This window comes from Ruminococcoides sp. (genome assembly GCF_057037865.1).
This window is the reverse complement of record NZ_DBLZMS010000008.1, coordinates 77,913-89,594: the sequence shown is the minus strand read 5'-3', so window position 1 is coordinate 89,594 and position 11,682 is coordinate 77,913. Positions and strand designations below refer to the sequence as shown.

Genomic DNA, 11,682 nt, shown 5'->3' with positions numbered 1-11,682 from the left:
TAGAGAAAAACAATTGTTTAAAAAATGGTTCATCACGATTTTTTGTGGGATGGAGAACGGACAGACGGAATAGAAAGATAGCGAATCAAGGTAAAGAAGAAGTCGTCGTCACGGTAACAGTAGCCGATTCGTTTAGCGACCTTTATCTTGTTGTTGAAGCCTTCGAGCTTGCCGGTGCTGATTGGGTGGATGGCATGGGCAGTTAAGCCGGGGAGCTGTTTTTCTTTTTGAACTGCAAACCGTACCAATAAAAATCTCAGTTTATAGGGGGCGAATATCTATTTTGAATTTAGCGAGAGCTTGTAAAATGGCACCCAATAAAATACTGGAGCCGAAGTAGAAAAATACTTCGGCTGTAATTATAATATATAGATTTTAAAAACATAAAATTTAATAATCTACTCCCTCTTGCTTTATCATATTATCTTCAATTTTATAGTGTTTGGTAATTTCCATATTATCAGCAACCCACAGTGCTAAATCGCCCGAAGAAAGATCTGTATCATCGTCAAAAGCTCCGCATACGGAAAAGTCGTCATCACGGTAGCAATTAATAGCTTTGTAGGTTTTATCTATAATTACATAGGAATATTCTACCGCAATAATCTTTCCGTTCTTACCGTTATATTCACTGAAAGTAAAATCAGTTGCCCATTTTTTGTCATTCCATGACTCCGGCATTGTAACATCCGGTGTACTTGTACCGTCAACAAGTATATTAAAGTAATCCATAATGCTTTCAGGAGTTTCAAAATTAACATCCGGGAAACTGTCCATTATCTTACCTATATTTATATATTCAATGTTATCGCAAATTAATTCTTTAACACCATCATATTTGCCATTAAATAAATCTTTATAAGCTTGTTTATATTTGTCATCTATTGGCATTAGTGATGGAATGATATAGTTATCTATGCTTAACTTGTAGGGAGAAATTTTTTCGCCGGCATTTGTTTCGTTTGCATCAGGACTAAAACAAGCAATAGATGTATAATTCTGAGCGTATAATTTCCAGTTTAAAGGAATATCAAGTGAAAAAGTTATATAATCACCTTCGCTGTTTTCCGTCACAGTTTTTGTTTCTATATCAGGCTTAATAATTGTATTGTTCTGCTGACAGCCTACAAGCGAAATCATAAGTACGATGGATATTATTGCTGATAAGATTTTGTATTTCATTTGTATGCTCCTATTATATATTTCAATTTAAAATCACTTGAGATTTTTGATTTTATTCATTTAATATTACTAAATTGTGATATCTATTGTACTGTTTGTATTGCTTTTTGTAAAGTAATAATAAAAATAAATATAAAGAAATTTCGGAGAAATTGCATTGTTTAGTGCAATTTCTCCTTTTTTTGAGCCTGTAAGTGGGAGGTGATTTTTTTGACAGACCAAATTCTTATAGCGTTGATTTCATTTGCAGGAACTCTTGCCGGCTCACTTGCAGGCATTTTTACAGCGTCAAGATTATCAAATTATCGCATTGAACAGCTCGAAAAAAAGGTTGACAAGCATAATAATCTTGTTGAGCGTGTATATCTTATTGAGCAGCACGAGGCAGTTAATGACAACAAAATCAAAACAGCGGAACACAGAATAGCGGATTTGGAAAACGAACAAAACAAGGAAAGGAAAATATAATATAATGAGTAAAATAAAAATATGCTTAAAAAAGCCGTGTTTAAAAAGAGCGTTCAGAACATTTATTCAGACTGCTCTCGGTTATGTTATCACCAATGTAACGCTCGCTTTGGGCGGTCTTGATTTTAATGACGGTGATGTTGTAAAGAATGCTCTCATCGGTCTTGCTGTTGCGGCTGTTGCGGCAGGTGCATCGGCAGTAATGAATTTAAAAGAGGGAGAAGATAAAGATAATGAGTAAAAAAATATATCTCAGTCCGTCAAATCAAAACGGCAACACCTATGCAACGGGCGGTACGAATGAAATGGCTCAGTGCGACAAAATCGCCGCCGCCACAGCCAAAGCACTCAAGCGTTGCGGTTTTGAGGTTATGGTTGCAAAGTCGGGTACGCTTATGCAGACACGCTGTCCCGAATCGGATAAGTTTGGAGCAGACATTCATATGCCGATTCACACTAATGCGTTTAACGGCAAATATACGGGCGGTACAAGAGTGTTTTGCCTGAACTCAAACGGCAGAAAGGCTGCCGAGGCGGTAAAGTCTGCCCTCGGAGCAATCTCACCGGGTAAGGATGATTCGGTAAGTTACAAAACCGATCTCTACGAAATCAATGTGCCGAAGGCATTAACCGTGTATGTTGAGTGTGAATTTCACGACACCGTGACAGGCTCGGATTGGATACGCAAGAATACAGTTGCAATCGGAGAGGCAATCTGCAAGGGTATGTGCAATTATTTTGATGTGAAATACAAAACTGACTCTGCAGGCTCAGACAGTTCAAAAGCGGGTTCGGATAAAGCTTTCAGGCGTTATATCGTGAGAATAACCTCGTCAAACGGCGTGAATATCCGTAAAGGTCCGGGTACAAATTACGATGTGAACGGTGCTGTTCCAAAGGGCGGAGCGTACACGATAGTCGATGAAAAGTCGGGTGCAGGTGCAGCCAAGTGGGGCAAACTCAAAAGCGGTGCCGGATGGATAGCACTTGATTATACTGAAAAAATAAGATAAAGAAAAAGGAGTCGTGATTTTTCACGACTCCGATTTTTATGCAGAAATTATGTAATTATGAATTTTTTCCAAACGCAAAAAAGACCGTCAAATGACGATCCTTTTCGCGATTGTGTGTTTTATGAAAATGAATGTTTCAATAAAGAAGCAAACATTTTTGCCTAATATTTAATGAACAGGTAAGATTAAAGTTTTGAACCTTATCTTTGTTCATTGTCTTATATTATACCGATTTTTAGGGGTAAATTCAAGGTGAGAGGGTGCAATTCTAATATTCATACAGTCGAAAAGACAAACTGTACAAAAAATCAAGAAGATGTTTGTGCAGTATTTTTTTAGAATCTTAAATTACCCGACAAATACGATGATTTTAATAATTGGCTCTATACAAAATAAACAAAAAGTAAATCAATAAGAAATATTGTTTTTACTGTTAAACACCATTTTTAATTGGATTAATCTTTTTCCTGCGGATATTTGCCATAAAAACAAGTGCAACGATAAAGGCTACAGCTTCGCCGATAGGGAATGCAATCCAGATTATTGAAGATGCAAAATCAAAGCATGAAAAGATGTATGCAAGGGGCAGAGGAACAACAATAAGTCGTACAAGCGAAAGTATCAGCGAATGCACACCGTTGCCGAGTGCCTGAAAAATTCCCTGATACGCAATGTTAGCACCGACAAATATAAATCCGGGTGTGATTATTCTAATTGCAAGCATTGCAAGTTCGGTTGTCGATTCTGTAAGCGAGAATATTCCGAGTATCTGTTTTGCAAAAATTTGAAGAATTATAATTCCTGCACAAAGAATTGATACCGTGTAAATAAGTCCGTATTTAATGCTGTCGTTTACTCGCTTTTTATCCTGTTTGCCGTAGTTGAACGCTATAATCGGAATCATCGCATTGTTCATGCCGAATGCGGCAAAAAATACAAACTGCTGAATTTTGTAATAGATACCGTAAGCCGTAACCGCATCCGTTGAAACTCTTACAAAAATAACATTTATGCTGTATGTCAAAATCGACATAAGCGCCTGCATAATAATAGCGGGGATACCAACCTGATAAATTTGCCTGATAATCCTGCCTTCGGGTTTCATATACTTTAATGATGTGTTGAAATGCTTTGAATTGCATCTGAAATAGAAATATGCGTCAATAAAGAATGAAATGAACTGACCTATAACTGTTGCGATAGCCGCACCGTCAATACCGAGCTTCGGGCAACCGCACCAACCGAAAATCATAATCGGATCAAGTATCATGTTCACAACCGCACCGACAATCTGTGCAACTGTTGTCTGCATTGTATATCCCGTTGCCTGTAACAGCTTTTCAAAAATCATGTACATACTAACGCCCAGTGAACTGTAGGTGCAGATTTTAAGATACGAAACAGCCATTGATGTGATAATCGGATCGCTTGTTTGTGAGGCTATGTATGCGTCAACTCCGAATATTCCGAAAAGCACAAATACAACACAGGTGCAAAGTGCAAGAAAAATTGAGTTGCCCGAAATTTTACTGCACTTTTCTTTATTGCCCTCACCAAGACTTCTTGACAAAATCGAGTTGATGCCGACTCCCGTACCGACTCCGACCGCAACCATAAGCATCTGAACAGGAAATGCCAGCGTGAGTGCATTTACCGCATAATCACCGAGTGCGGGTATATTCGGATCTTTCATACAGCTTACAAAGTAGCTGTCAACGATATTGTACACAGCCTGTACAACCATTGAAATTATCATCGGAACACCCATAGTAAGCAAAAGCCTGCTTATTTTTTCAGTTCCCATTTTATTCATTTTTTGCGGTTTTTCCATTATATAACCTCCGATGTTTTTGACACAAAAATGTGCAGCATTGAAAATCCGGACTTATGCCATTCAATGCTGCACGATTACTCTTATTATACACTTTTTATTATGCTTTTGTAATTGATTTACACACCAAAATTTTGGTAAAAACGCAAAATCTTTTTGTTGATTATCCGAATTATATGTCATAAACAAAGAAATTTTGAAAAACAGAGCATAGTCCGTACAAAGGGACAGTGAATGTATGTCACTTATAATATCGAACAAATGTTCTTGAATTTGTTCGATATGTTCTGTATAATGGAATTAGAAGGTTGAAAGCCCCGCCGACCTTCTAAATGAATAAAATCAAGGAAAGGATATCGGTATGGTTAATTATTTTGAATGGTCAATGGAATATAAAAATACTGCCGACAGCATTCAGGATGTTATCGACAGACTCAAAGCAGAAAAAAGAGGCAAATCGGAAATCAACAAAAAAGAACTTGATTTGAGAATTGCAAAATACAAGATTTATTATAATGAATGCATTCACATTTCAAACCATCTTATGGATAGATATTACGGAGCATGATAAAATGAAAAGAGAATTTATACATATTACAGACAACAACAAACACAGATTAATGTCGGATTCGGGATTTTGGCACGGCAGTACAAATGAAAACTCCCGTGATAAGATGAAGAAAATTCTTTCAATGGCTGTTCTGAACGAGCTTACCGAAAGACAGAGAATCTGTATTGTAGATTACTATCTCAACGGCAAAAAGGAAAAAGAGATTGCAAAAGAACTGGGAGTCAACTCGTCAACGGTTTCCCGTCACATTATGAAGGCAAGGGATAAACTCAGACATATTGCGTCTTATTATGTAAATTAATCGTCAGCAATTTCAAAATCGGGAAGATACCACAGCAATGCTTCTTCGGCACTGTAGCCGTTTTTGCAAAGGTAATCAATTCCCGAAAGACTCACTCCGACACATTCGGCATTTGCGTCAAAATCGGTTTGGTAACAATCCCACGGAGATGCAACGCTGTGAATATACCTGTAATTTTCGTTTTTGTATGTAGTACCGTTTGAAGTTTCGGAATAGGGAACAAACAACGCTTCGCTGTTTTTGCGGAGCGTTTTGTTTTTTGCACTCTCAGCGGCTTTTTTTATTTCACCGTAAACATCCTTTATACTTCCCGATGCGTTTTCTTCATACAGAAAATCATTTGCCTTGAAAGAATCGGGATTAGCTCTGTAATTTGTGTTCATAAGAATTGCAATCGCCTTTAGTGTTTCGGCAGAGTAGCTGTCTTTATACAATCCTGCCGTCAACGCACAGAGAATTTCACCCGAATTTTTTGGCTTTTCGGGGGTGTCGGATGTTGAAACTGTCGGTTTTGCAAAAGACTGTTCAGAACATTTTGAAACTGCAATAGGGAGGATTGCCGTGAGAATCAGCAGAAGGACAACTGCAATTAATTTTTCCTTCATTACCATGCTCCTTTATTTCGCACAAAAAAATAAATAATACTATTGTATTTTGTGACTTATTTTTTCTTGACATAACGGTTATGTTGGCTTAAAATAATATATGATTGATTCGAAATAATAATTACTTACAATTCATTTTGTATTTGTTTTTGCTGTTTGATTTTTCGGCGGCATATCAATAATCGTGTAACAAAGTCGTTTTTTAAAATTGTCTTGTTACGGTACAGAAACGGAGATTTTTATGAAAACCAAATATTCAGTTATACCATTTATTCCGGCTGTAATAGCTGCTATAGGTCTTAAAATTATGAGTATGTTCGCAGTTGACGGCAACGGATTGTTGTTCGGCATGAACAAGTCGGGCATTAACTATTTCATAATTGAAATCATACTCGGGCTTTTTGCGGTTTGTGTTTTAATTAACCTTTTTGACAGAAAGACGGCTCCCGTATATCCCGTTAAAAAGAATTTTGTTTCGGGTGCGTTTGCAGTAATTTCGGGTATTGCGATTGTCGGTTCGTCATTTTTGGCTTTGATTAACGCAACTCCGGGTAACACGGATAATTATCTTTTGAGCATCATTGCGGCTCTGTTCTCGATTCCTGCGGCTATTGCTATGATTATGATCGGCAAGGTGCATTTTTCAGGCAAATCAATCGTATCAAATGTGTCGATGTTCTTTGTTTTCCCGGCACTTTGGGGATGCAGTGAACTCGTTTCGGAATTTCTCGCCGCAACAAAGGTTTCAATCTCAGCAAGCGATATGACGCCGCTCTTCTGTTACATTTTCATCACACTTTACCTTTTCTCAAGTTCAATGGTTGTTTCAAGGGTAAAGGGCAGAAATCCTGTTAAAGCCTGCTTTATTTACGGTATGCCCGCTGCCGCTGTTTCACTTTCATACGGTGTCGGTGCTGTTTTGACATCATCCGTTGAAAACACAGGCATCAGTGCTCTTGTGAACGGAGTTATGTTTATTGTTCTCGGCATTTATATTGTTTCGTTTTCTGTTGAAATGTTCGCAGGCTGCCTTACAAAGGCGGAGGTTGAGATTATCGAAAGCCTTCCCGAAGATGATGATACATACGAAAACAGCTATATCAGCTCAGGCGGTTACGATGAGCTTGTTGTTTCCGATAAAAAGGAAGATGATGTTCCTGCAAGCAATGACAGCTACGAGGCAGTTGCACAGGGACTTTCCGATTTTGTGATGGGCTACGATGAGGAAAAATATGACGATACAACAATCAAAAACGAAAATATAAATGACGGTCTTGTTCTCGGCTACGACAATGAAAATCAGACTCAGCTTGCAGAAGAAATTGCCGCCGAGCCTTTAAAAGAGGAAACTGCAAAGCCTGTTGCAGAAGCTCCTGCAGAGCCTGAAATTCCCGAAGAACCCGTGTACGCAAAGCGTCTTGATGTTTCAGAGGAAAAAACCGAGCCTGTAAAGGCAGAAACTCCTGTTAAAGCCCCTGTTGAAGACACAGAGGTTTCAGACGACAGAATGAGCGAAATCGACAGACTTCTCAAGGAACTTGAAGATAAAAAATAATTAAGAACATCGAATTAGGTGTTGACATTCAGGTTTTAGAGTGGTACTATACAAATGAAAAGAAAATTGATTTTTGATGAGGACACGATTTGCAGTCCTGCTTTTTCCAGAGAGCGAAATTATTTGCTGTGATATTTCGCAAAAAGCATTGCAAGTTACCACCTTTAAGACTGTGCAGGAAATGGCACGGCGTTTGGTTGCGTTAAAACCGTCAAGAGGGCTTTAAGCCGAACTTGGGTGGAACCACGATTTATTCGTCCCAATATTCCGTTTTTGGAATATTGGGATTTTTTTGTTTTCATCACATATTAAAAAGGAGAATGGTTATGATTAATGTTGAATTAAAAGGCGGAGCAGTCAAGGAATTTGAAAATGGTACAACTCCTGCCGAAATTGCAAAATCAATCGGTGCAGGCTTGTACAAGTCTGTTTGCTGTGCAAAGGTTGACGGCGACCTTTGTGACCTCAGAACACCGCTTGAAAAAGATTGTAAGGTTGAACTTCTCACATTTGATAATGTTGACGGTCAGAAAACTTTCTGGCACACAGCCTCTCATGTTCTTGCTCAGGCAGTAAAAAGACTTTATCCGAATGCAAAGTGTGCAATCGGTCCTGCCGTTGACAACGGTTTTTACTATGATTTTGATGTTGAAAAGCCTTTCTCACCCGAAGACCTTGAAAAAATCAAGGCTGAGATGAAGAAAATCGTAAAATCAGGTCTTGAGCTTGAAAGAGTTGAGCTTTCTCCGGAGGAGGCTGAAAAGAAACTTGAAGAGATGAACGAGCCTTACAAGGTTGAACTTGTTAAGGAACATTCCGACAAGGGCGAGCATATCACATTCTACAAACAGGGTGAGTTTATCGACCTCTGCGCAGGTCCTCACCTCATGAGTGTTGCACCGATCAAGGCTATTGAACTCACTGCCTGCACAGGCGCTTACTGGAGAGGCGACGCAAACAACGCACAGCTTTGCCGTGTTTACGGTGTAGCTTTCCCAAAGGCGTCAATGCTTGAAGAACACCTCAAAAAGCTTGAAGAAGCAAAGCTTCGTGACCACAACAAGCTCGGTCGTGAACTTGAATACTTTACAACTGTTGACTATGTCGGTCAGGGACTTCCTATTCTTCTTCCAAAGGGTGCAAGAGTTGTTCAGCTTTTACAGAGATGGGTTGAAGATGTTGAGCAGTCAAAGGGTTGCCTTCTTACAAAAACTCCTCTTCTTGCAAAGAGAGATCTTTATAAGATTTCAGGTCACTGGGATCATTATCTTGACGGTATGTTTGTACTCGGCGATCCGCATGATGAAGAAAAGGAATGCTTCGCACTTCGTCCTATGACTTGCCCATTCCAGTATCAGGTTTATCTTAACAAACAGCGTTCATATCGTGACCTTCCGATGCGTCTTACGGAAACATCAACACTTTTCCGTAACGAGGCAAGCGGTGAGATGCACGGTCTTATCCGTGTTCGTCAGTTCACAATTTCAGAAGGACACTACATTCTCCGTCCCGATCAGCTTGAACAGGAATTCAAGGGTTGTCTTGAGCTTGCTAAATATTTCCTTGATACGGTAGGACTTCTTGAAAACTGTACTTTCAGATTTTCACAGTGGGATCCTGAAAACAAGAATAATAAGTATGAGGGCACAAAGGAACAGTGGGAAGAGTCACAGGCTGTTATGAAAACTATTCTCGATGACCTTGATGTTGACTATGAGATTGGTATTGACGAGGCCGCATTCTACGGTCCGAAGCTTGATATTCAGTACAAGAATGTATTCGGTAAGGAAGACACAATTGTTACAATCCAGATTGATATGCTCCTTGCCGAAAGATTCGGTATGTACTACATCGACAAGGACGGTCAGAAGAAGCTTCCGTATATTATTCACAGAACTTCACTCGGTTGCTTTGAAAGAACTCTTGCATATATGATTGAGAGATTTGCCGGTGTAATGCCGCTTTGGCTTGCTCCCGAGCAGATCAGACTTCTTCCGATAAAAGAGGGTAATGTTGAGTATGCACAGGGTATTGCAGACAGACTTACTTCACTCGGCATGAGAGTTACTGTTGACAGCAGAGATGAAAACATCGGTCCAAAGATTAAGGCTGCAAGACTTGAAAGAATTCCGTATATTCTTGTAATCGGCGACAACGAGATGAATTCATCAACAGTTACGGTTCGTTCAAGAAAAAGAGGAGAAATCCCGAATATGTCTGTTGACGAATTTGTTGCTCTTGTTAAGAACGAAGTAGATACAAAAGAAAAATAATTCTGAAATTTTTTCGGAGGGATGCTGATGTCCGGAGGATTCACTCCGTTTGATAAAAACAGCTACAGAGAATCAAAACGCAGACGAAAACAGGCGCTTATTGAGGAGAGAACGGGAAGAATTCTTCCCGTGTCAAATCCTCGGCGAAGGTACATTGCGTTAGCTTGTGTCGGTGTGATTCTTGTCGCAGCTATTGCGTTTGGAATTTTTTCAATACTTAAAAGTAATCAGAAAAGTAATCCCGAAACTCCCGAACAGATTCAGGCAGAAAGCGAAATGCTGCTGACGGTTGTTGACAGCGCAAATCCGCTTGATAAGGATTATGTGCCCGATCTTGAAACCTTGAACGGATTCAGAGTGAACAGGGACGCACTGAAACCTCTTGAGAATCTTTTGAAAGCGTCAAAAGAAAACGGCACCGAGCTTAAAATCAAGACTGCATATGTGAGTTATGATGAACAGGAAGAAAGGTTTCAGTCCGAACTTCAAAAGATGTTGCAATCATCAAAATATACAACTGTCAGAGCAGAGGCGGAGGTCGTAAAAACCACGCCTCATGGCGGACAGTCGGAGTCACAGACGGGATTGCTTGTTGAATTTGATTTTTCAAATTCGGGTTCAAAGGCATTTCTTGAGCGAAACTGCGTTGAATACGGATTTGTTCAGAGATATACCGAAAGCAAAACCTCAGTAACACGAATGAATCCGTCAGACTCGCTGTACAGATATGTGGGGATTGAAAACGCAAAGCGTATGCGTTCCTACGGAATGTGCCTTGAAGAGTACAAAAGCTACCTTCAAAAACAGGCAATCCCAAAATAAAATAAATATTTTTTAAAAACGCTTGCATTTTGCAATATTATGTTGTATAATTAATCCGTTAATTGTGTAATGTCAGGTAGGTGAAAACAATGAAAGAGAATATCCATCCTAAGTATGAGAAAACAACAATTACTTGTGCTTGCGGTAATGTTATTGAAACAGGTTCAACAAAGAAGGACATCCGTGTTGAAATTTGTTCAAAATGCCACCCATTCTTTACAGGAAAGCAGAAATTAGTTGATACCGGCGGACGCGTTGACAGATTCAAGAAGCGTTTCGGTATGGATAAATAATTTATTATGTAATTGTTTAGGCGGCACATTGTGCCGCCTTGTTTACTTTACGGAAACTTTGCATAATCGTGCGCAGAGTGTCTGTATAATTGAGGTATTATTATGGCAAAGGATTACAAAACCGTTTTAAGTAACGCAAAAGACGAATTTGTTGAAAAGCGTTCACGCTTTATCGGCTATTGCAAGCCTGTAACCTGTGAGCAGGAGGCTGTTGATTTTATCAACGAAAAACGCAGTGAACATTGGAATGCAACTCACAATGTCTATGCCTATTCTCTGCGTGAGGGCAACATAAAGCGTTACAGTGATGACGGTGAACCTTCGGGTACAGCCGGTATGCCTTGCCTTGATGTAATTGTAAAAAATGAAATTTATGATGTATGTGTTGTTGTTACCCGCTACTTCGGCGGTGTTTTGCTTGGCACTGGCGGACTTGTGAGAGCATATTCTCACGGTGCAAAAATTGCCCTTGACGCCGCAAAAATCGTTATGATGCAGAACTGTCTTGTCTGTTCTGCTCGTTGTACATACAACCGGTACGGCAAGGTTTCGGCACTTGTAACTGATAACGGCGGTACTGTTGACGATACTGTCTATGAAGGCGATGTGCTGATTAAATTCCATATAAAACCCGATTTACTGCCACAGCTTAACAAAAAGCTTGCAGATGCAACTGCGGGTGAGGTTCAGGCGGTTTTTGATGAGGAAAAATATTATGCCGTTGAGTTATAAAGTTTTCTTTATGACAAAACTTTTTATGCTTTCGAC

14 protein-coding genes are annotated in these 11,682 nt (G+C 39.4%); 10 read left to right on the top strand and 4 right to left on the bottom strand.

Translation table 11 applies throughout. The features are described 5' to 3' along the window. Positions 1-32 precede the first annotated feature (32 nt). Together AC2HW8_RS08285 and AC2HW8_RS08280 are read right to left on the bottom strand one after the other, a co-directional pair. A complete protein-coding gene (locus AC2HW8_RS08285; RefSeq protein ID WP_215638857.1) occupies positions 33-248 on the bottom strand; it encodes a transposase in 216 nt (71 codons plus the stop codon). 142 nt (positions 249-390) lie between these two features. Next, positions 391-1,182, bottom strand: a complete 792-nt coding sequence (locus AC2HW8_RS08280; RefSeq protein ID WP_215638858.1) for a hypothetical protein — start codon at positions 1,180-1,182, stop codon at positions 391-393. Positions 1,183-1,392: 210 nt separating this feature from the next. On the opposite strand from AC2HW8_RS08280, the gene AC2HW8_RS08275 reads away from it, so the two are divergent. From AC2HW8_RS08275 to AC2HW8_RS08265, 3 genes are read left to right on the top strand one after another with little or no spacing between them, the layout of a single operon-like run. Continuing rightward, positions 1,393-1,650, top strand: a complete 258-nt coding sequence (locus tag AC2HW8_RS08275) for a hypothetical protein (RefSeq protein ID WP_021883346.1) — start codon at positions 1,393-1,395, stop codon at positions 1,648-1,650. A gap of 4 nt (positions 1,651-1,654) precedes the next feature. Beyond that, positions 1,655-1,891 carry a hypothetical protein gene (locus AC2HW8_RS08270; RefSeq protein ID WP_015523636.1) on the top strand — a complete coding sequence of 79 codons (237 nt, stop codon included), beginning with the start codon at positions 1,655-1,657 and terminating at the stop codon, positions 1,889-1,891. After that, positions 1,884-2,663, top strand: coding sequence for an N-acetylmuramoyl-L-alanine amidase (locus AC2HW8_RS08265; protein WP_303786371.1), 780 nt, complete (start codon positions 1,884-1,886; stop codon positions 2,661-2,663). Before AC2HW8_RS08270 ends, AC2HW8_RS08265 begins: the two co-directional genes overlap by 8 nt. A 433-nt stretch (positions 2,664-3,096) precedes the next feature. Here the strand turns inward: AC2HW8_RS08265 and AC2HW8_RS08260 are convergent, their stop codons facing one another. Further along, the gene (locus AC2HW8_RS08260; protein ID WP_046431812.1) at positions 3,097-4,494 is read right to left on the bottom strand and encodes an MATE family efflux transporter; all 1,398 of its coding nucleotides are present in this window, start codon (positions 4,492-4,494) and stop codon (positions 3,097-3,099) included. Between the two features lie 361 nt (positions 4,495-4,855). On the opposite strand from AC2HW8_RS08260, the gene AC2HW8_RS08255 reads away from it, so the two are divergent. Both AC2HW8_RS08255 and AC2HW8_RS08250 read left to right on the top strand, forming a co-directional pair. Further along, entirely contained in the window at positions 4,856-5,062 is a 207-nt protein-coding gene (locus AC2HW8_RS08255; protein WP_021883343.1) for a hypothetical protein, read from the top strand. 4 nt (positions 5,063-5,066) lie between these two features. Continuing rightward, positions 5,067-5,366: a sigma-70 family RNA polymerase sigma factor gene (locus tag AC2HW8_RS08250; RefSeq protein WP_021883342.1), complete on the top strand. Its 300-nt coding sequence runs from the start codon at positions 5,067-5,069 to the stop codon at positions 5,364-5,366. On the opposite strand, the gene AC2HW8_RS08245 is transcribed toward AC2HW8_RS08250, so the two are convergent. Beyond that, positions 5,363-5,971 (bottom strand): hypothetical protein, encoded by a 609-nt coding sequence (locus tag AC2HW8_RS08245; RefSeq protein ID WP_484327411.1) that lies wholly within the window; start codon positions 5,969-5,971, stop codon positions 5,363-5,365. The two genes, AC2HW8_RS08250 and AC2HW8_RS08245, sit on opposite strands and share 4 nt — an antisense overlap. A gap of 241 nt (positions 5,972-6,212) precedes the next feature. Here AC2HW8_RS08245 and AC2HW8_RS08240 point away from each other — a divergent pair, with 241 nt between their 5' ends. From AC2HW8_RS08240 to AC2HW8_RS08220, 5 genes are all read left to right on the top strand, one after another. Beyond that, positions 6,213-7,526, top strand: coding sequence for a hypothetical protein (locus AC2HW8_RS08240; RefSeq protein WP_484327410.1), 1,314 nt, complete (start codon positions 6,213-6,215; stop codon positions 7,524-7,526). 326 nt (positions 7,527-7,852) lie between these two features. After that, positions 7,853-9,799: a threonine--tRNA ligase gene (thrS, locus tag AC2HW8_RS08235; RefSeq protein ID WP_117881275.1), complete on the top strand. Its 1,947-nt coding sequence runs from the start codon at positions 7,853-7,855 to the stop codon at positions 9,797-9,799. 27 nt (positions 9,800-9,826) lie between these two features. After that, on the top strand, positions 9,827-10,621 hold the full coding sequence (locus tag AC2HW8_RS08230) for a M15 family metallopeptidase (RefSeq protein ID WP_484327409.1): 795 nt from the start codon (positions 9,827-9,829) through the stop codon (positions 10,619-10,621). Positions 10,622-10,710: 89 nt separating this feature from the next. After that, entirely contained in the window at positions 10,711-10,914 is a 204-nt protein-coding gene (rpmE, locus tag AC2HW8_RS08225) for a 50S ribosomal protein L31 (protein WP_015523645.1), read from the top strand. 102 nt (positions 10,915-11,016) lie between these two features. Beyond that, the gene (locus AC2HW8_RS08220) at positions 11,017-11,646 is read left to right on the top strand and encodes an IMPACT family protein (RefSeq protein ID WP_484327408.1); all 630 of its coding nucleotides are present in this window, start codon (positions 11,017-11,019) and stop codon (positions 11,644-11,646) included. Positions 11,647-11,682 lie beyond the last annotated feature (36 nt).